This is a genomic window from Streptomonospora nanhaiensis (genome assembly GCF_026642255.1).
In the GTDB taxonomy this organism is placed as follows: domain Bacteria; phylum Actinomycetota; class Actinomycetes; order Streptosporangiales; family Streptosporangiaceae; genus Nocardiopsis; species Nocardiopsis tropica.
In genome coordinates this window covers 2,299,259-2,319,379 of the sequence record NZ_CP113264.1, presented here as the reverse complement: position 1 = coordinate 2,319,379, position 20,121 = coordinate 2,299,259, and the positions used below count along the sequence as shown (strand labels likewise).

At 73.3% G+C, this 20,121-nt stretch carries 15 protein-coding genes; 5 read left to right on the top strand and 10 right to left on the bottom strand.

Features of this window, described 5'->3' with window-relative positions; translation table 11 throughout:
- Positions 1 to 346: 346 nt before the first annotated feature.
- Entirely contained in the window at positions 347 to 1,135 is a 789-nt protein-coding gene (locus OUQ99_RS10115) for an AfsR/SARP family transcriptional regulator (protein WP_267949169.1), read from the top strand.
- Positions 1,136 to 1,306: 171 nt separating this feature from the next.
- Here the strand turns inward: OUQ99_RS10115 and OUQ99_RS10110 are convergent, their stop codons facing one another.
- On the bottom strand, positions 1,307 to 3,529 hold the full coding sequence (locus tag OUQ99_RS10110) for an MMPL family transporter (protein WP_267949168.1): 2,223 nt from the start codon (positions 3,527 to 3,529) through the stop codon (positions 1,307 to 1,309).
- 149 nt (positions 3,530 to 3,678) lie between these two features.
- Between OUQ99_RS10110 and OUQ99_RS10105 the strand changes: the two genes are divergently transcribed.
- Positions 3,679 to 4,461, top strand: a complete 783-nt coding sequence (locus OUQ99_RS10105) for a TetR/AcrR family transcriptional regulator (RefSeq protein WP_267949167.1) — start codon at positions 3,679 to 3,681, stop codon at positions 4,459 to 4,461.
- Between the two features lie 97 nt (positions 4,462 to 4,558).
- On the top strand, positions 4,559 to 6,046 hold the full coding sequence (locus OUQ99_RS31575) for a neutral zinc metallopeptidase (protein WP_346660240.1): 1,488 nt from the start codon (positions 4,559 to 4,561) through the stop codon (positions 6,044 to 6,046).
- Here the strand turns inward: OUQ99_RS31575 and OUQ99_RS10095 are convergent, their stop codons facing one another.
- The 7 genes from OUQ99_RS10095 to OUQ99_RS10065 form a co-directional block, all read right to left on the bottom strand.
- Entirely contained in the window at positions 6,047 to 7,444 is a 1,398-nt protein-coding gene (locus OUQ99_RS10095; RefSeq protein ID WP_267949166.1) for an FAD-dependent oxidoreductase, read from the bottom strand. It abuts the gene before it with no gap.
- A gap of 118 nt (positions 7,445 to 7,562) precedes the next feature.
- Positions 7,563 to 9,491: a 1-deoxy-D-xylulose-5-phosphate synthase gene (gene dxs, locus OUQ99_RS10090; RefSeq protein WP_267949165.1), complete on the bottom strand. Its 1,929-nt coding sequence runs from the start codon at positions 9,489 to 9,491 to the stop codon at positions 7,563 to 7,565.
- A 361-nt stretch (positions 9,492 to 9,852) separates the two neighbouring features.
- The gene (locus OUQ99_RS10085) at positions 9,853 to 10,644 is read right to left on the bottom strand and encodes a sulfite exporter TauE/SafE family protein (protein ID WP_267950329.1); all 792 of its coding nucleotides are present in this window, start codon (positions 10,642 to 10,644) and stop codon (positions 9,853 to 9,855) included.
- Between the two features lie 242 nt (positions 10,645 to 10,886).
- Positions 10,887 to 12,167: a sugar ABC transporter permease gene (locus OUQ99_RS10080; protein ID WP_267949164.1), complete on the bottom strand. Its 1,281-nt coding sequence runs from the start codon at positions 12,165 to 12,167 to the stop codon at positions 10,887 to 10,889.
- Complete coding sequence (locus tag OUQ99_RS10075; protein WP_267949163.1) at positions 12,164 to 12,964, bottom strand: ATP-binding cassette domain-containing protein; 801 nt, start codon at positions 12,962 to 12,964, stop codon at positions 12,164 to 12,166. The genes OUQ99_RS10080 and OUQ99_RS10075 overlap by 4 nt, the downstream gene beginning before the upstream one ends.
- Before the next feature lie 85 nt (positions 12,965 to 13,049).
- Positions 13,050 to 14,189 (bottom strand): substrate-binding domain-containing protein, encoded by a 1,140-nt coding sequence (locus OUQ99_RS10070; protein WP_267949162.1) that lies wholly within the window; start codon positions 14,187 to 14,189, stop codon positions 13,050 to 13,052.
- A gap of 356 nt (positions 14,190 to 14,545) precedes the next feature.
- The gene (locus OUQ99_RS10065; protein WP_267949161.1) at positions 14,546 to 15,721 is read right to left on the bottom strand and encodes an ROK family transcriptional regulator; all 1,176 of its coding nucleotides are present in this window, start codon (positions 15,719 to 15,721) and stop codon (positions 14,546 to 14,548) included.
- A gap of 112 nt (positions 15,722 to 15,833) precedes the next feature.
- Here OUQ99_RS10065 and OUQ99_RS10060 point away from each other — a divergent pair, with 112 nt between their 5' ends.
- Positions 15,834 to 16,439, top strand: a complete 606-nt coding sequence (locus tag OUQ99_RS10060) for a uridine kinase family protein (RefSeq protein WP_267949160.1) — start codon at positions 15,834 to 15,836, stop codon at positions 16,437 to 16,439.
- A gap of 91 nt (positions 16,440 to 16,530) precedes the next feature.
- On the opposite strand, the gene OUQ99_RS10055 is transcribed toward OUQ99_RS10060, so the two are convergent.
- A complete protein-coding gene (locus OUQ99_RS10055) occupies positions 16,531 to 17,403 on the bottom strand; it encodes an alpha/beta hydrolase (RefSeq protein ID WP_267949159.1) in 873 nt (290 codons plus the stop codon).
- Between the two features lie 158 nt (positions 17,404 to 17,561).
- Between OUQ99_RS10055 and OUQ99_RS10050 the strand changes: the two genes are divergently transcribed.
- Positions 17,562 to 18,227: a TetR/AcrR family transcriptional regulator gene (locus tag OUQ99_RS10050; RefSeq protein ID WP_267949158.1), complete on the top strand. Its 666-nt coding sequence runs from the start codon at positions 17,562 to 17,564 to the stop codon at positions 18,225 to 18,227.
- A gap of 147 nt (positions 18,228 to 18,374) precedes the next feature.
- Here the strand turns inward: OUQ99_RS10050 and OUQ99_RS10045 are convergent, their stop codons facing one another.
- The gene (locus OUQ99_RS10045) at positions 18,375 to 20,096 is read right to left on the bottom strand and encodes a serine/threonine protein kinase (RefSeq protein WP_267949157.1); all 1,722 of its coding nucleotides are present in this window, start codon (positions 20,094 to 20,096) and stop codon (positions 18,375 to 18,377) included.
- Positions 20,097 to 20,121 lie beyond the last annotated feature (25 nt).

The window sequence follows — 20,121 nt, the reverse complement described above, 5'->3', positions numbered from 1 at the left end:
CACATCCACCTGCGAAAATGCACGCGCAATTGATCAAGGACCATGATCGTCATGGGATTGTGACTATCAACACAAGAGATGGCCTTGGGCTTGTCCGTAACCCCAGGGGCTGCGAAGCCACCGCGGTCGGCGCCGGAGCGGAACTTATCCATTACTTACAGGCATGGCCTGCGTGTTTATGATCGACTCGCCGCGCCCCCGGCGGCATCGAAGCGGCTGGGAGCGCTGTTCCACCCCGCAAGACCCTGGAATTCTCTCGGCGCCGGAACCCGGAATGAAGGACCGGAGAACCGAAAGAAGCAGGAGCACGTCAACGCGAGGAAGAGTCAGCTGGAAAGGCTCCTGAATGCACAGAACACAGCCTGAGACCACCACCCTGGGCGTACTGGGCGAACTGGCGGTCACCGACGGCACCGTCTTCCTCCCCCTGGGAGCCCCCAGGCAGCGCGCGGTGCTCGCCGCCCTGGCCATCAACGCCAACCAGTCACTGACCACGCAGCGCATCATCGGCATGGTCTGGGGTTCGACCTATCCGGCCTACGCCAACAACCTGGTGCACAAGTACGTCTCGGGCCTGCGCCGGGCCCTGGCCGGCCTCCCGGTCCACCGCCAGGTCCGCATCGAGAGCGGGTCCGAGGGCTACCGGCTCGTCGCCAGGCTGGACCAGCTCGACCTGACCCTGTTCCACATCCATGTCGAAGCCGCGCGCGACCTCCGTGAGCACGGGGAGCCGGGACGCGCGGCGGAGATGTTCGGGGAGGCCCTCGCCCTGTGGCGGGGCCCCCTCCTCGGCGAGCTGCCCGGAATCGCCTTCGACGACGAACGCGACTTCATGGAGACCGTCCGCCTGGTGGTGCTGGAGGAGTACGCAGCGCTGAGCATCCAGGTCGGCCGCCACAACGACGTGGTGGGGATGCTGCGCACCACCCTGCGCCACCACCCCTTGGAGGAGAACCTGGCCAGGCTGCTGATCCTGGCCCTGTACAAGGCGGGGCGCACGGCCGAGGCGATACGCGTGTACCAGAGGCTGTCCTCACGGATGCTGGGAGAGCTGAACATGCCGCCCCGCCCCGAGCTGAACGACCTGTACCACGCCATCCGGCGCCACGCGCCGATCCCCGCCCCGCACGCCTGACCCCGAGCGGCGGACACCGCCCGACGGCAGCGCGCCCCGTCCCGGCACCGACGCACCGCACCACAGCACCCGACCGCACGCGACGGCCGGCACGCCGGGCCCGGTCGGCCCGGCAGGCGCCGAGCACAGCGCTCCCCGGCGGCATGCCGCCGGGGAGCGCTCCTTGCCGTGTCAGACCCCGGCGGGCTCCCGGTCCCCGTCCCGTGCCCGGTCACCGGGCGCGGCGGCGTCCTCGTCGTCCCCGCCCTCGGAGATCCCGACGCGGTCGTGGAGCCACCGGAGGGGTCGCGGCAGCCACCAGTTGGCGCTGCCGAGCAGGCGCATCGTGGCGGGCACCATGACCGCGCGGACCAGGGTCGCGTCCACGAGCACCGCGATGGCCAGGCCGATACCGATGATCTTCAGGAACAGCAGGCCCGAGGTGCCCATCGCCAGCAGCACCACCATGAGCAGGATCGCGGCGCTGGTGATGATCTGGCCGGTGTGCTGGAGGCCGGCCGCCACCGACCGGGTGTTGTCCCCCGTGCGCAGGTACTCCTCGCGGACCCGGCTGAGCAGGAACAGCTCGTAGTCCATCGCCAGGCCGAAGGAGACGATCGTGATCAGCACCAGGTAGGTGGGGTCGATCGTGCCGACGGCGTCGAAGCCGAGCAGGCCGGCGAACCCGCCCTCCTGGAAGCCCCAGACCGCGATGCCCAGGGAGGCGCCCAGCGACAGCGCGCCCATCAGCACGGCCTTGACGGGCAGGACGATCGACCCGAAGGCGAGGAACAGCAGGAACAGGGTCGCGGCGGCGACGAAGCCCACCGTCGTCGGCACCGAGTCGACGATCGCGGACACGTTGTCCTGCTGCATGGCCGCCACGCCGCCGACCAGGGTCCGCTCGGCCCCCTCCGGCGCGGGCTCGGCCCGCACGTCGCGCACCAGCTGCGCGATCTCCGGGGAGTCCGACTCCCCCTGGTAGGCGACGAAGACGTGGGCGATGCCGTCGCCGGTGCGCTCGACCCGGGAGAGCGAGGCCCCGGGCAGCTCCGCCAGGCGCTCGGCGTACTCCTCCAGCGACTCCTCGCCCGCGTCCCCGACCACCGCCACGTCGAGGCGGCCCAGACCGCCCGCCGGGAAGTCCTCCGCCACCGCCTCGGTGGCGATCCGGCTGCCCGCGTCGCCGGGCAGGTAGCGCTGGTCGGTGGAGCCGAGCTGGGTCGAGGCCAGACCGGAGCTGAAGACCAGCAGGACGGCGCCGACCGCGACCAGGGACACGGCGGGGCCGCGCATGACGGTCCGTGCCAGGCGCGCCCAGGCGCCGGCGTTCTCGTGGACGGCGCCGGTGACGGTGCGCCGGGGCAGGGGGATCCTGAGGCTGTTGATCCTCCGGCCGACCACGGCGAGCAGGGCCGGCAGGAAGACCAGGGCGGCCAGCAGGTCGAACAGGACGACGGCGATGCCGCCCCAGCCGATCGACTTGAGGATGGGCTGGGGGAAGAACAGCAGGCCGGCGAAGGCGATGCCGACGGTGATGCCGGAGAAGGCGACGGTGCGGCCGGCGGTGTCGACGGTGCGGCGCACGGCGTCGCCGATCGCCCGCCCCCGCCCCAGTTCCTCGCGGAACCGGCTGACCATGAACAGGCCGTAGTCGATGGCCAGTCCCAGGCCGAGGATGGTGGCGACGTTGACCGCGAACACCGACACGTCGGTCACGTACGTCAGGGCGCGCAGGACGGTCAGGGAGCCGAGGATGGCCAGGCCGCCGACGGCGAGCGGGACCAGGCCCGCGACGAGGCCGCCGAAGATCACGACGAGGAGGAGCAGCAGGACCGGCAGGGTGACGAGTTCGGCGCGGACGATGTCGGTCTCGGCCGTCTCGGACAGCTCGTGCTCGACCGCGACGGGGCCGCCCAGGTGGGCCTCCAGCGTGCTGGACTCCAGGTGCTCGGCGACCTCCTCGTACTGGTGGAGGCGTTCGGCGTGGCTCTCCCCGGTGAGGGTCACGGGGATGTAGGTCGCGTGCATGTCCTCGGCCACGAGCATGCCGCGCTCGGTCTCGGGGAGTTCCTCGTCGAGGTAGACGTCGAAGTCGGCGACGGTGTCGGGCATGCCGTCGGCGATGCGCTGCACGGCCGCGGCGAAGGTGGGGTTGTCCACCTGGATCTCGTCGCTGCGGTAGACCGCGACGATGTCGACGCCGTCGTGTCCCAGGCCCTCCTCCAGGAGGCGCGTGGCCTCGGAGGACTCCGACCCCGGGTCCTCGAACCCGCTCTCGCTCACGTCGGAGAAGACCCCCGACCCCCACACCGCGGCGAAGACGGCGAAGAGCGCGGTGGCGGTCAGGACGGCCCAGCGCCAGCGGTGGGCCCCCAGACCGAGGCGCCCGAAAAGTCCGGTGTGTGTCGGCATACGCCGCCCTCTCAGCGAACGGCCCTCATGTCCGTCAACGGTGTTTGCTAACGGTGTTCACTAAAGCGTGCGGGCGTTACGCTGTCAATATCGCCAACGAGGACCACAGCGCCCCGGCGGGGCGCCGGAGACGGGGTGTACCGCAGCACATGACGAAATCCCAGTTCGCCCGGGGGGACGGGCGGCCGAGCCGCCGCGAACGTGTGCGCGAGGCCACACTGTCCGAGATCAAGGCCATCGCCCGGCGGCACCTGGTGGACCACGGGACCGCGGGCGTCTCACTGCGGGCCATCGCCCGCGAGATGGGCATGACCGCCCCCGGCCTGTACCGCTACGTCTCCGGCATCGACTCGCTGCTGATACTGATCACGGCGGACATGTTCACGGAACTGGCCGACGCGGTGGCCGAGGCCGACGCCAGCGTGCCCGACCGGGAGACGGACCTGCGCATCCTCACCTCCCTGCGGGCCTTCCGGTCCTGGGCCGTGGCGCACCCGGCCGAGTTCGCCACCATGTTCGGCCCGCGCGCCCGCCTGGACCCGGAGGCCGACCCGGCCCCGGCGCTGGAGGCCGGGCGCAGGTTCGGCGCCACCTTCTACACCCTCTTCGACCGCCTGCTGTCCGAGGAGCGCTTCCCCCTGCCGGACGGGGACCGCATCACCCCCGAGCTCGCCCGCGAGCTGCGCGCCTTCGCCGACAGCTGCGGCTTCTCCGCGCCGCACATCCCGGTGGAGGCGATCATGGTGCTCAGCAGCTGCTGGGTGCGCCTGTACGGGGTCGTGTGCATGGAGGTGTTCCAACACCTCGATTTCGTGATGCAGGACATGGAACCGCTCTTCGAGTCCGAGCTTCAGAACCTGTTGGCGGGCCTTGGCGTCCGGTACCGGCCGCCGGAGAGCAGTACGCCGGTTACCATCGGTACGCCCCCTTAGGCCCCATACTGAAGCTCTGTGCACCTTGTCGGATTCGCCCCGGGGCGTATCCGGCCCCAGCCCGGTGGGCTCTGGCACCCTAGCGAGGACGGACCCCGTGGAGAACCGACCCGGCGGTGAACGGGGCGACGCCCCCCGCCCCGACCAGCCCGGCCCCGCAGACGCCCCCTCCCCCTCCGGAGCGGGCGACGGAGAAGGGTCCCCCCTGCCGTCCGAACCCGCGCCGGAGGGGGAGCACGGGCCTGCCTGGCCCGCGGACCCGGCCCCCTCCTCCCAGGGGGTGACCGCCGCCGGCGGCGCCTACGCCGACCGGGAGGCCGGCCACGCCCCCGCGCCCTCCTCCGAGGACGGGCCGCCCGCCCCGGACCCCGGCTCCACGGGACGGTACGCACACCCTCCCCTGCCGGGCGCGCGGCAGCCCCAGGGCCCGCCGACCTCCTCGTGGCAGGGCCCCCTCCCCGGGCGGCAGGGGTTCCCCGCCCCCGGCCGGCCCCCCGGCCCGCAGGACCCGGGGACGACGGCCCACACGCTCCACCCGTTCCACGCCCCCGGCCACCCCGCGGCGCCCGGGCAGCCGTTCCCGCGGACGGGACCGTACCCGCCCCTCCCCCCGCACGCCGCACCGGTCCACCACCCGTCCGCCCCCTACCACGGGCAGCCCGGCGGACACGGCCCGTGGCCGCCGCCCCGACAGCCGTGGGGGCAGCCCCCGCCGCCGCAGCGCCGCCGCGGCCTCGGCGTCCTGGTCGGCTCGTCCGTGGCGGGCACGATCGCCGTCGCCGCCCTGGTCGCCAGCATCGTCATGGTCTCGACGACGCCGCAGCCGGAGCCGCAGCCGACCGGCACCGACCTGTCCGCCCTCTACGACGAGGACCTGGCGGCCCGGCCCAACACCGTCGAGATCGACATCGCCGACCACCCCCTCTACGACGCTCCGATGCCGGAGGCCGTCGACTGCGACACCCCCGCGCTGGACATCGGCTCGGACGAGTCGTGGCAGGACTTCGCGACCACCACCGGCGAGTGCCTGGACCTGCTCTGGGCCCCGGTCATGGACGACCTGGGCCTGTCCTCCCGGACCCCGGAGATCACCGTCACCCGCGAGTCGCCCGACACCGGCGAGGAGGAGGGGTACACGCTCGCGTACTACGAGAGCGACTGGAACCGCATCACCGTCGTCCTGCCCAACGTGCGCCAGCTCAGCGCCCAGATCCCCGTGGACGAGCGCGAGGACGTCTGGATCGCCCTGATGGGACACGAGTACGGCCACCACGTGCAGTCCGCCACCGGCATCCTCGACGTCTCGCACGACATGCGCTGGAACGCCGGGAGCGAGGACGACGAGCTCGACACCCTCAGGCGCACCGAGCTCCAGGCCGAGTGCATGGCCGGGATCGGGCTGCGCGGTGTCACCGGCGGCGACGGGGACGTCCTGGAGGTGGTCAACGCCAACTTCAACTCGGGCGGGGACCTCGACACCCACGGCAGCGCGAGCAACCGGGCGTTCTGGCTGGAGCAGGGCTGGTCCGAGGAGACCGTGAGCGCCTGCAACACCTACGGCGCCGCACCGGGCGAGGTCACCTGATCAGCCGTCGACGACCTTCCGGTAGGCCTCCCAGCCGTGGAGCTTGACCCGCTCCCCGCGCTCCAGCTCCGCCGCCTGGCGGGCCTCGGCCGCGTCGATGCGCAGCCAGTCGTCGTACCAGCTGTGCGCGATCCCCCGCTCCTCCAGGACCTGTTCCAGCGGCACCGGGTCCAGAACCTCCGCGCGCAGCTCCGGGGCGTCCCGCAGCAGGGACCTGACCGTGGCCGCCGCGTCGGACTTGTTGGTACCGATGACCCCGGTCGCGCCCCGCTTGACCCACCCGGCGACGTAGTCCCCGCGGACCACCCGGCCCCCCTCGTCCAGGACCCGGCCCTCGTCGTGCGGGACCGTGCGCCCCTCGGCGTCGAACGGCACGCCCGGCAGCGGGGCCCCCGCGTAGCCGACCGAGCGCAGCACCAGCCCGGCGTCCAGGTCGGTGGTCCGCCCCGTTCCGACGAGGCGTCCCCCGTCGTCCAGGCGCGTGTGCTCCACCCGCACCCCCGTGGCGCGGCTCCCGCCGAGGACCTCCTGCGGCCGGGCCCAGAAGTGCAGGCGCACGGTGCGGGGACGCCCCTCGGGGGCACGCCCCGCGTGCTCCCGGAGGAGCTTGATGTTGGTGCGCGCGGCGCGGGCCACCATGCGCGTCTCGTGCGTGCCCGTGCCCACCGCCGCGAGGTCGACGTCCACCTGCTCGGCGGGCACGACCACGTCGGCGCCGGGCAGGGCGAGCAGGTCGCGCAGCTCGGGCGCGGTGAACCGGGCCTGGAGGGGCCCCCGCCGGGACAGGATGTGGACGGTGCGCACCCTGCTGGCGGCGAGCACCTCCAGGACCGGCTCGGGTATGTCGGTGTGCCGCAGTTCGTCGGCGGTCTTGGCCAGGATGCGGGCGACGTCCAGGGCGACGTTGCCCGCCCCCACCACGACGGCCTCCTCGGCGTCGAGCACGAACCCCGCGAGCTCGCTGTCGGGGTGGCCGCAGTACCAGTTGACGAAGTCGGTCGCGGCGACGCTCCCGGGCAGGTCCTCCCCCGGCACGCCCATGCGGCGGTCCACCGGGGCTCCGGTGGCGTAGACGACCGCGTGGTAGGAGCGGGCCAGGTCGGCGCGGGTGAGGTCGGAGCCGAACTCGACCCCGCCGACGAAGCGCACGTCGGGGTGCTCCAGCACGCTCCGCAGGGCCCCGGCCACGCCCTTGATCTTGGTGTGGTCGGGCGCGACCCCGTAGCGCACGAGGCCGTAGGGGGTGGGCAGTCGGTCCATCACGTCCACCCGGACGGGGACGCGCCGCTGCCGTGTGAGGGCGTCGGCGGTGTAGACGCCGGCCGGGCCGGAGCCGATCACGGCCACACGGAGCGCGTCGTCGGCCCCGGCTTCCCGCCGGACGGACTGAGAGGTCATGGTCCCATTCTGACAGCCCGGGGACGGATCGAGGGGTCGGCCGCGGTGCGCCGTGTCCCGGACGCGGACCGGCCCGGACGGGGGTCCCGTCCGGGCCGGTCCGCGCGGCGCCCGGGGGTCAGGCCTTCTCGTCGGCCAGCTCCTCGGCGCCCTTGCGCGTCTCCGTGTACCGGGAGACCGTCCCGGTGAGCTTGCGGGACAGCTCCTGGGGCGTCAGCCCCTGTGCCCGGAGGATGTCGTCGCGCTTGGCGTGGTCCAGGAACTCCTGGGCGATGCCGAACGTGCGCACCGGCACGTCCACGTCGTGGTCGCGCAGCAGGCGCGCCACCGCGTCACCCACGGCGCCCGTGCGGCCGTTGTCCTCGATGACGGCCACGACGCTGTGCTCGGCGGCCTCGCCGACCAGGGCCTCGTCCAGCGGCTTGACCCACAGCGGGTCGACGACGGTGACGCCGATGCCCTGGACGGCCATCCGGTCGGCGACCTCGCAGGCGACCTGGGCCATGGTGCCCACGCCGACGATGAGCAGGTCCTTGGCGTGGCCGTCGTCGGCGGCGCGGCGGAGCAGGTCCATGGAGCCGATCCGGCCGACCGCGTCCACCTGCTCGGCCACGGCGCCCTTGGGGTAACGCACGACGGTGGGGGCGTCGTCGACGGCGACCGCCTCGTTGAGCAGGAGGCGGAGGCGCTCGGCGTCGCGGGGGGCGGCCAGGCGGAGTCCGGGGACCACCTGGAGGATGGACATGTCCCACATGCCGTTGTGGCTGGCGCCGTCGTTGCCGGTGATCCCGGCGCGGTCCAGGCAGAAGGTGACGCCCTGGCGGTGCAGGGCGGCGTCCATGAGCACCTGGTCGAAGCAGCGGTTGAGGAAGGTCGCGTAGACCGCGACCACCGGGTGCAGGCCGTTCATGGCCATGCCCGTGGCCGCGGTGGCGGCGTGCTGCTCGGCGATGCCGACGTCGAAGATGCGGTCCGGGTAGGCGTCCGCGAACTTGTTGAGACCGGTGGGGTGGAGCATGGCGGCGGTGATGGCCACCACGTCCTCGCGCTCCGCGCCGATCTCCACCATGGCGTCGGCGAAGACCGAGGTCCACTTGACGGCCTTCGACCCGGGCTTGGCCAGGCCGGTGGCGACGTCGAAGGGGCCCGGGGCGTGGAACTGGTCCTCGTCGTGGTTCTCAGCCGGGGCGTAGCCCTTGCCCTTCTGGGTGATGCAGTGCACGATGACCGGGCCGCCGAAGTCGCGGGCGCGGCGCAGGGCCTTCTCCAGGCCCTGCTCGTCGTGGCCGTCGATGGGGCCGAGGTACTTGAGCCCCAGGTCCTCGAACATCATCTGCGGCTGGATGGCGTCCTTGATGCCCTTCTTGAGGCCGTGCAGGGCCTCGTAGATGGGCTGGCCCACGACCGGGGTGCGGTTGAGGGTGGTCTTGGCCAGGTCCAGGGCCTGCTCGTAGCCGGGGGCCATGCGCAGTGAGGCGAGGTGGTCGGCGAGCCCGCCCCTGGTCGGCGAGTAGGAGCGGCCGTTGTCGTTGACGACGATGACGAGGCGGCGGTCCTTGCGCTCGGCGATGTTGTTGAGCGCCTCCCAGGCCATGCCGCCGGTGAGGGCGCCGTCGCCGATGACCGCGACCACGGTGCGGTCCCTGCGGCCCCGCACCTCGTTGGCCTTGGCCATGCCGTCGGCGTAGGAGAGCGCGGTGGACGCGTGCGAGTTCTCGACGAAGTCGTGCTCGGACTCCGCACGGGAGGGGTAGCCGGAGAGCCCGCCCTCCGACTTGAGGTCGGAGAAGTCGTGCCTGCCGGTGAGGACCTTGTGCGCGTAGGCCTGGTGGCCCGTGTCGAACAGGATGGGGTCCTTCGGCGAGTCGAAGACCCTGTGCAGGGCGATGGTCAGCTCGACCACCCCGAGGCTGGGACCGAGGTGCCCGCCGGTCTGGGAGCAGGAGTCGACCAGGAAGTCCCGGATCTCCTGTGCCAGCGTCGGGAGCTGGTCGGCCGGAAGCTTCTTGAGAGCTTCCGGATTGTGTATCGACTCGAACAGTGCCACTGTCTCGTCAGTCCCCTCGTCCAGCGTGTCCGTTGAGTGTGCCAGCCCGGGCCCCTGACGTGGGCCGGTTTTGGCTACCGGCAGGTATACATACCCGAGTTTATGGGTGTGCGTCCACGGGTCCTACCCAGCCCTGCGACGGCTACGACCCCGGAGGCGGCCCGCGCGCGGCGGACCCCCCGCCAGGCGGCCGGAGCCGCGCGGAACGCCCCGCGTATCGCGGGTTTTGGCGTACATTACTCGGTTTCGGGAACGGAGTTGTCCCAGTTGCCCGGGCCGGGGGTGCCCGAGGGCGCTCCGGGGAGGCCGGGGCTCCCCGGGTCCGCCCCGCGCGTCCCGGCGGCCCCGGACGTGTCCGGGGTCACCCGAGGACGGCCTGTGCGAGCAGGCCGGCGGCGGAGGCGCCCACCACGCACAGCATCGCCACGCGCAGCCGCCCCGCGTCGAAGCGGCGGCGCAGGAGGTTGCCGAGCAGGAACCCGAGGACGACGAAGGGGACGGCGGCAGCACCGACCACGGCGGTGCGGACGTCCATCTGGCCGCCCGCGGTGAGCGCCGCCAGGGAGAACGCGCCGCCGAACAGGAAGAACGCGGCGAGGGTCGCCCGCACCCGCGAGGGCTCCTCGTGCTGGTAGAGCAGGGCCATCGGCGGTCCGCCCACCGAGGTGGCGGTGCCCGCGAAGCCGGACAGGGCCCCCGCGGCCACGAGCGACCCCGGGGTGATGCGCACGCGCAGGGACAGGACCGAGAGGGCGACGGCGACGAGCACCATGACGCCGACGGCGCCGGCGAGGGCGCGGGGTTCCAGGACGGCGACCACCCACACCCCCAGCACGGTCCCGGGCACGCGCGCGGGAAGGCCCCACGCGAGCCCCCGCCAGTCCACGTGCCGCCACTCCTGGAAGAGGGTCAGGACGGGCAGGACGATGACCGTCACCAGCAGGCTCCCCGGCATCAGCGTGGGGTCGAGGAAGGAGATGACGGGCGCGGCGACCAGGCCGAGTCCGAGGCCGACGGCGCTCTGGACCGCCGCCCCGAGCACGATCGCGACGACGCACACGAGGACGAACGCCCACAGGTCCGACTCCCCGAGGAGGCCGTGGCCGGTCGGTGAGAAGTACTCCGCGAGCGCCGGGGCGGCGGCCGGGTGGATCGGGAGGGCGGACGGGGGCGGGACTGCGGAGATATCTGCGGGCACGCCGTGGGACGTTACATCTCACTCATCCCTACCGGGATTAGGAGATAGGAGCATGGGATGACCGAATCGGGTGCGCGTCCGCGACCCGGCGGACGGCGGGGGCCCGGCCCGGCGCACGGGGCGCCGGACCGGGCCGGACGGGAGGCGGGGAGCACCGCCCCCGCCTCCCGCGTCACCGATCTCTCAGGTCAGTACGCCTAGGCACCGCCCCGTGCGTGGGTCTTGCGGCCCCGCCGCGAGACCGCGTCGAGGATGACCGCGACCAGGAGGACGGCCGCGGTGATCATGAAGCGCACCGAGGTGTCCATCTGGAGCAGCAGGAGGCCGGAGGTGATCGCGCCCAGGACCAGGCCGCCCAGGAGGGCGGAGTAGGCGTTGCCCCGGCCGCCGAAGAGGCTCGTCCCGCCGATGACGGCCGCGGCGATGGCCATCATCAGCTCCGCCCCGCTGCCGGTGGAGACGCTGGCGGCGAAGTTGCGGGAGACCAGCATGATGCCGCCGAGCGCGGCCAGGGTCGACGCGATGCCGAACACCGAGATGCGGATCAGGTCGACGTTGATGCCCGCCCGGCGGGCGGCCTCGGAGTTGCCGCCGACGGCGTAGACCATCCGCCCGTAGCGGGTCTTGCGCAGCACGAGGTCGAGGACGACCACGAAGCCCACGAAGATGAGGAACGCCAGGGGCACGCCCTTGTACTGGTTGAGCACCCAGACGCCGCCGACGATCGGCACCGTGAGCAGGGCCGCGCGGAAGAGGACCTCCTCCAGGGGCTTGTAGGGCAGCCCCGCCAGGCGCCGGCGCCGTTCGACCGCGAAGACGGCGATCAGGTAGAGCACGATGACGATGCCGGCGATGGCCCATCCCATGAAGGGGACGAAGTACGTCTGCGTGAGCATCGCGATGGCGCCGCTGGGACTGGTGTTGATGGTGCCGTCGGCGCCCATCAGGTAGAGGTGCACGCCCTGCCAGCCGAGGAGGCCCGCGAGGGTGACCACGAAGGCCGGCACCCCCAGTTTGGCGAAGATGACGCCGTGGAGCAGGCCGATCAGGAGCCCGACCCCGACGGCCGCGGCGATGGCGGCCCACTCGGGCAGGCCCGTGTTCACCGCGAGGACTGCCAGGACCGCCGCGGACAGCCCGGAGACCGAGCCGATCGACAGGTCGATCTCGCCGAGGAGCAGCACCATGATGACGCCGGTGGTCATCAGGCCGACGGCGGCGATCTGCACGGTGAGGTTGGACAGGTTCTGCGGGGACAGGAACCGGTCGTTCATCGACTGGAAGACGATGCCGATCAGCAGCAGTCCGACCACGACGGGGAGGGGGCCGAGCTCCCCGCCCCTCAGGTTGCGCCGGAGCGCCTGGAGCCAGCCCCGGGGAGAGGCCGCCGTGGCGAGGAGGCGGGGGTCGCGCCTGGCCTCGCCCGCTTCGGGTGTCCCGTCCTCGGACTCGTGGGAGAGGTGGGTCTGCTGTGTCATCGGTTGTCCTCCGTGGCCAGGGCCGAGGAGCCGGTGCGGTCGGAGCGGCGGCTGACCGGGTTGTCGGCGGCCCCGGTGATGGCGGCCACGATCTCCTCGTAGCTGGTCTCCGCGATGGGGAAGTCCCCCGCGTTGCGGCCCAGCCGCAGCACCACGGCGCGGTCGGCGACCGCGCGGACGTCGGCCATGTTGTGGCTGATCAGGACCACGCCGAGCCCCTGGTCCCGCAGGCGCTCGATCAGGTCGAGGACCTGGGCGGTCTGGGCCACTCCCAGGGCCGCGGTCGGCTCGTCGAGCATGACCACGCGCGGCTGCCCCAGCAGGGAGCGGGCGATGGCGATGATCTGGCGCTGGCCCCCGGAGAGGGAGGCCACGGGGACGCGCAGGTCGGGGATGCTCACCGACAGGGAGTCGAGGAGCTCCCTGGCCCGGCTCTCCATCTCGACCTCGTCGAGGGTTCCGGGGAAGTGCAGCTTCTCGTTGCCCAGGAACAGGTTGCCGACGATGTCCAGGTTGTCGCACAGGGCGAGGTCCTGGTAGATCGTCGCGATCCCGAGCCGCTGGGCGTCGGCGGGGGCGGAGATGCCGACCGGCTTTCCGTCCCACGCGATGCTCCCGCCGCTGTCCGCGGGGTGGACGCCGGCGATGACCTTGACCAGTGTGGACTTTCCCGCGCCGTTGTCGCCGAGCAGGGCGACGACCTCGCCGGGGCGGACCTGGAAGTCGACCTCGCTCAGGGCCCTGACGGCGCCGAAGGTCTTGGAGATCCCGGACAGTTCCAGGACGGGTGTGCTCATGCGCTCGTTTCTCTCTCCTCGTCCCGGCCGGGGGCGGTGCGGACTCAGCCGCCCGCCCCCGAGCGCTGGGGACTTCGCGCCGCTTCTAGAGGTTTTCCTGGCAGAAGTCGGTGTCGGCGTAGTCGTCGGTGCAGATCTCCTCGACGCTGTAGACCTCGTCGGCCACGACGGTGTCCAGGACGTTGTCCTCGGTCACGACGATGACGTCGAGCAGGACCGCGGTGACGGCCTCCCCGTTGGCGTCCTCGACCTCGGTGATCTCGTAGCCGTCGAGCTGGAGGTCCTCGCCCGTGCCCAGGGCGACCGCCATTGCGGCGGCGACCTCGGCCTCGGGGCGGATCTCCTTGTAGACGGTCATGTGCTGCTCACCGGCGACGACGCGCTGGATCCCGGCGAGCTCGGCGTCCTGGCCGGTGACGGGCGGAAGGTCCTCGACCGCGACCCCGGCACTGCGCAGGGCCGAGATGACGCCCGAGGCCATGCCGTCGTTGGCGGAGTAGACGCCGGCGATCTCGTCGACGCCCAGGGAGGTGATCGCGCCCTCCATCTGGCTGTTGGCCTGGTCGGGCGACCAGTCCGGGGTGTCGAACTCCTGGCCGATCTCGACGGCGCCGTCGAGGACGTCGTGGGCGCCCGCCTTGAAGTCCGCCGCGTTGGGGTCGGTGGGCGAGCCGTTGATCATGACGATCTGGCCGTCCTCGTTGCCGTCCTCCTCCAGGGCCGCGAGCAGGGCCTCGCCCTGGACCTGTCCGACCCGGAAGTTGTCGAAGGAGACGTACATGTCGACGCCGCCCTCGGCGAGGCGGTCGTAGGCCACGACCGGCACGCCCTGGGACCTGGCCTCGTTGACGGTTCCGGCCGCCGCGGCGGAGTCGACGGCGTCGAGGACCAGGACGTCCACCCCGTCGGTCAGCATGGCCTGGGCCTGGGTCTGCTGCTCGTCGACGTCCTGGTCGGCGTTGGCGTAGGAGAGCTCGCACTCCGGGCAGAGCTCGTTGAGCGCCTCTTCGAAGTAGGGCTTGTCGAAGGCCTCGTAGCGGGCGGTCTGGAGCTCGGGGAGGAGGAGGCCGACGTGGAAGCCCTCCTCCACGCTCTGGGTCTCCTGCTCGCCCTCGCCACCGGTGGTGGTGAGGCCGGCGCAGCCGGAGGCGAGGAGGGCGAGTGCGGCGGTGGCCGCCAGGCCTGCGGTGGCCCTGCGGTGCGGTGCGAAGCGTCGTGTACTCAACGCTGGTGCCTCTCATGACGGGGGGTTTCACGGTGGAGAACTCGCGAGTGGTGGTGTGCAGTCAAACCCCGTCGCCACCTTGGCGTCAACTCCTGAACACATAACCGAAACATCACGGGTCTTGAGTTCAGGAGCTGAATGAATCAAAAACCCAGGCCAGAGCGGGGACCCGAGCGTGGGCGTCCATGTGAGGAAGTCTCAGGTTTTACCCGTGACCGGCCCGGCGCAGGCGGTGACCTCGCGGTTCACCGGCCCTTCACCCCCGATCGGCCTCCGGGTCGGTCTGCGCCGGCACCCGCGCCGCCCCGTCGGAAGTCCGCGGGAGCGCACGCGCGCGGCCCGGCGGGGCGGGGGGATCAGTTCGAGTGCTGCGAGGCCATGCGCAGCGCCCCGTACAGGGCGGCGTCCCGCCCCAGTTCGCCGCGCACCAGCGAGAGCCGCTCCAGTGCGCTGCCCAGCGATCCCAGCTCCATCGCCCGCCGCATCGGGTCCAGCAGCAGCTCCCCGGCCTCCGCCAGGTCGCCGCCGACGATCACGCGGTCCGGGTTGAACAGGTTGGCCATGATCGCGATCCCCTGGCCCAGCGCGGTGCCCGCCTCCGCGATGATCCGGCGGCTCCCGGGGTCGCCCTCCGTGGCCGCCCCGACCAGGTCGCCCACCCGTGCCGGCCCCGGCCCCCGGGCGACGTCGGTGTTCTGCGGCAGCATGTCCAGCAGGTAGTTCGCGCCGACGAAGGTCTCCAGGCAGCCCCGGTTGCCGCACCGGCAGACCTGGCCGCGCGGGTCCAGCGCGATGTGCCCGATCTCCCCCGCCGTTCCGCCCGCGCCGCGGAAGAGCCGGCCGGACATCATGATGCCCGCCCCCACGCCGTCGCCGATGACCAGGTGGATGACGTGTTCGGCCCCCGTGCCCGCCCCGCGGTGCTGCTCGGCCAGGACGGAGAGGTTGGCGTCGTTCTCGGCCAGGACCTCCAGGCCCAGCCGCTCGGTCAGCGCCCTGGCGGGGTGGAACCCCGCCCACCGGGGCACGCAGGAGATGTGCCCCACCGCACCGGTGCCCGGGTCGATGGGCCCCGGCACCGAGGCGACCACGGACGAGACCGTGCCCAGGTCGATCCTGGCGCGCTGGAGGGTGGTCTCGGCCAGCCAGGCCGCGCGGCGCACCGCCCGGTCGGCGTCGGACCCCACGTCGTAGTCGATCTCCTCGCGGGCCAGCATGTTGCCCTCGCTGTCGCCGACCGCGACGCGGACGCTGTCGGCGGTGAAGTCGACGGCGACGACGGTGCCGGGCGGGCGCAGGAGCGTGACGGCACGCGCGCGCCGGCCGTTGGAGGAGGTGTCGCGCACCGACACGGTCCCGGCGGCGCGCAGGCCGCGCACGATGTTGGACACGCTCGCGGCCGACAGCCCGGTGGTCCGGGCCAGCTCGGCCTGGGTGCGCGTGCCGTCGCGCCGCAGCACGTCCACGACCCGGCGCTCGTTGGCCCGGCGCAGGGAGGACTGAGATCCCGGCGTCGCTGCGGCGTCGGTCACCAGTGGCCCCTTTGCGGTCGGCACTCCCCAGCGCTTCGGCGCTGCTGCGAGGAATGCTACAAGCATTGAACGCAAGCCGGAACTCGGCTCCCGCGCCGGTTAGGGTCCGAACGTGAACGCACCACGCATCAGCACCGCCGCCGACGGCTGGGAGGAGGCGCTCGCAGAGGCGGTTCCCTCCGGAGGCCCCCCGGGCGGGCCGCGGGTCGTCGCGGTCGAGGGCCGCTCCGGCTCGGGCAAGAGCACGGTGGCCGCACGGCTGCGCGCGGCGCTCGCGCGCCGGGGCCGGCCGGCGGCCGTGCTGTCCATGGAGGACCTCTACCCGGGGTGGGAGGGGCTGGCCGAGGCGCCCGCGCTGTTGCGGGAGTGGGTCCTCGAACCGCTGTCCCGGGGGGAGCTGGCGGCCTGGCGTCGCTACGACTGGGAGCGGGGAGGCTTCGCGCGGGGGTGGACGCCGCTGCCCGGGGACGTCGCCGCGGGCGGGGTCCTGGTGGTCGAGGGGACCGGTTCGGGCGCCGTCGCCGGACGCGGCCTCCTGGACCTGCTGGTCTGGGTGGCCGCACCCGGCGACGAGCGCGCCCGGCGGCTGGACGCCCGCGGTGACGCTCCGGTGTACGCGCCCTACAGGCGCGTGTGGGCTGAGCAGGAGGAGTCCTTCTACGCGGAGAACCGCCCCCGGGAGCACGCCGACCTGGTGGTCGACAACCCCGCCCGGTGACCGTGCGCGGGACGGTCGGCGCCGCCGGGCCCGTCCCGCGCCCCCGCCGGGACGGGCCGGACGGCGGGGCCGGGACGCCCGGCGCCCCGTCTCAGCCCCCCTGGGCGGGGGCGGGGTCGGCAGCGCCTCCGACGAACCCGGCGACCAGGCCGAGGACTGCCTCGTCGGCGAGGATGCCGCTGTGGCCCGTTCCGCGGGTCCGCACCAGCCGGGCCCGGTCCCCGAGCGCGGCGGCGGTGCGCAGTGACTCCCCGATCGGGACGTAGGCGTCGTCCTCGCCGTGCAGGAGCAGCACGGGCCGGTCGAACGACTCCGGCGCGTGCGTGGCCGAGAAGCGGGTCCACACGGTCGGGTCCCCGTCGAAGTAGTGGCGCTCGACGGCCCTGCGCAGCGCCTCCACGGCCCGGGGCCGCAGTCCGAGGGCTCCCGAGAAGGAGCTGACGAGGAACCCGAAGTCCGACACCCCCGAGACCAGGACCGCCCGGTCGGCCCGCAGGCCCTCCCGCAGGGCGTGGACGGCGAAGAGCGCGCCCAGGGAGTGGCCGATCACGGCCGCGAAGTGTCCGTGCCGGTCCTGGAGGAGGCGCATGGCCTCCCGGGCGTCCAGGACGGTGCCCACCGGGCCTCCCGTGGAGCCGTGGCCGGGCGCGTCCCACGAGACGGGGCTGTAGCCGAGTTCGAGCAGGCGCCGGATCACCGGCGCGAGGCGGGCGGCGCGGGAGCGCCAGCCGTGGACGAGCAGGACGGGACGGGCGCCGTCGCCCCAGGCGTAGGCGACGACCTTCCACCTCCCGACGTCGAAGGACTCCGTCCGGGCGCTCCCGTGGAGTTCGAGGTCCTCCGCGGCGACCGGGCGCGGGCCGCGGGGGTCGGCCCACAGGCGTCGCGCCAGGGCCCCCGCGAGGCCGGGGGCGGGGAGGGCGACGGCGTTGACGGCCGCGCCCGCGAGACGGGCTGTGTTCACGGTGGACTCTTTTCCGCGGGACGCCCGCATCCAGAAAACTTTACGAACGATCGTATTATTTGTTTTGCACGTCGCTTCCGTCAAGGGGCAAGTAGGATCGCCTTGTACCCGACCGACCGTTCACCTCCCCCGTGGGACGAGTCCAGCCGAGGAGGAGCATGACGACCCGGACCGACGGCCGCCTGCAGCGGGGCGACCAGACCCGGCGGGCGGTCCTGGACCGCGCGGTGGACATCGCCTCGGTGGAAGGCCTGGAGGGGCTCTCCCTGGGCCGGCTGTCCAAGGAGCTGCGGATCAGCAAGAGCGGGGTGTTCGCGCACTTCGGGTCCAAGGAGGAGCTCCAGCTCGCCGCCGTCGAGGCCGGCAGGGCGGTCTTCGTCCGCCACGTCGTGCGCGAGGCGCTGCGCACCCGGCCGGGCGTCGAACGCCTGTGGCGGCTGTGCGAGGACTGGCTCGCCTACTCCCGGGACCGGGTCTTCTCCGGCGGGTGCTTCTTCTACACCGTCACCGCCGAGTTCGAGTCCCGCCCGGGCCGGGTCCGCGACGCCCTCGTGGAGACCCACCGCGAGTGGCGCGACCTGCTCACCCGGACCGCCGAGGACGCCCGACAGCTGGGCGAGCTCGTCCCCGGGGCCGATCCCGCGCTGCTCGCCTTCGAGCTGCGCGCGTTCCTGGACACCGCCAACGCGGTCTCCCTGCTGGAGGACGACAGGGACGCGCCCTACGCGATGGCGCGCACCGCCGTCACCGCCCGGCTGGACGCCCTGGCCCCGCCGGGCTCCCCCAGGCCCTGGACCGGGCGACCGTCCGCCGCGGCCGGGTGACCCCCGTCGGCCCTGCCCCGCGCCCCCGGGCGGCACGCAGCCCCCTGGAGGCGCCGGGCGGTCGACGACCGTGAGCGCCCCGGCCTCCGCCGAGGCCGCCGCGCTCAGCGCGCCGGAGCGGCGCCGCTCCGGCGGACGCCGGCGGACTCACCGGCCGGGCGCCCCCGGGCGGGGCGCGCAGATCTCCCTGGCCCTTCGCAGGTCCTCCTCCATCGCCCGCAGCCCGGCCCCCAGTGCGGGGAGCGGCAGGTTCTCGAGACGGCGCAGCCTCTCCCTGCGCTCCTCCCTCCCCCCGTGCGCGCGGGAGTCGAGGCGCAACAGCAGCAGCCAGCCCGCCCCGCAGGCGGTGGCCGCCACGAACAGGAGACCCGGATCCACGCCCTCCCCCCAGGCCACGAGGGCGAAGGCCGCGAGGACCAGCACCGCCCCGAGGACGCCCAGCACGCCCTTGCCGAACGCGTAGGCCTCCTGTCTGCGCACCGTCGCGCGCAGGCCGTCGGCCTCGCCCCGCACCGCCGTGGTGCGCTCCCGCCACTGCCGCTGCCGGTGGGCGACCCCGAGCACCGTGGGGACCACCGCGTAGACCGCGGCCGCGTGCCCGGCCCGCGGAGGGCCCGAGGCGTACTCCACCCGGGTCCACAGGATCCGCGTCCACTCACCGACCCCCGGCAGGCCGCCGGGGTCCGGCGGGACCGCCAGCCCGGGGTTGAGCAGGAAGGTCAGGATCAGGGCCGGGTCCACACGGTGGTGGCCGCCCTCCCACCCGCCGAGGCTCCCGGTCAGCTCGCGGACGAACCCGTTCCCCACGAGCTCGCCCTCCTCCAGGTCCCGGGCGAGGGCGAACAGCGCTCCGTCCCCGGCGATTTCCGCCATCCTCCGCAGCTCCGCGGGCCGGGCCAGCGGCCGGAACTCGGCGGCCGCCGCATCACCCGCGAGCAGGGGCCCGGGGTCGTCGAAGAGCTTGCGCAGGTCCTCGATGCCGCGGAACCGCGACAGCATCTCCTCGGTCGCGGGCCCGGAGGGCACGGCGTCGCCGACCGGTTCGACGGACGCCGCCCGGGGCGCGGGGAGTGCGGCCAGGGGATCGCCCGTGACGAGGTGGTGGAGCAGGACCTTGGCGTCGGGCCTGTGCTCCGGTCTCCTGAGCAGACAGGTCCGGAGGGTCTCCCGGAGCGGCTCGGGCACACCGTCGAGGTCGGGTTCCCCGGAGAGGACGCGCGCGATGCGGGCGGCCTGGGTCGGCCCGGGGAAGGCCTCCTTGCCCGTCGCGGCGTAGACCATCACCGACCCCCACGAGAAGACGTCGACCGCCGAGGTGAGGCGCTCCCCCTCCAGCTGCTCGGGCGCCATGTAGCCCACCGTGCCGATGATCCCGCTGGCGGTCACGGAGGTGGTCTCCAGGGCGCGGGCGATGCCGAAGTCGATCACCCGGGGACCGTCCGCGGCCAGCATGATGTTGTCCGGCTTCAGGTCGCGGTGCACGACACCGGCCGCGTGGATCGCGGCGAGGGCGGTGGCCGTGCCGACGGCGAGGCGCTGGAGCTCGACGCCGGCGCGCGGCCCGTCCCCCTTCACCGCGGCCTGGAGGGTGGGGCCGTCGATGAACTCGGTCGCGATCCACGGCTCCGCCGCCTCCGGATCGGCGTCCAGGATCGCCGCGATGCAGAAACCGTCCACCCTGCGGGCCTGCTCCACCTCGGCGGTGAAGCGGCGCCGCATCTCCGGATCCCCCGCCCACGTGGCGTGCAGCACCTTGACGGCCGCACGACTCCCGTCCGGCGCCTCCCCCAGGAACACCTCACCGAAGCCCCCGCGCCCCAACGAGCGCACGAGGCGGTAGTCCCCTGCGGTACGACCAGGGTCGTCCACGGTTCTCCCTCTCCTGTTGTGTCCG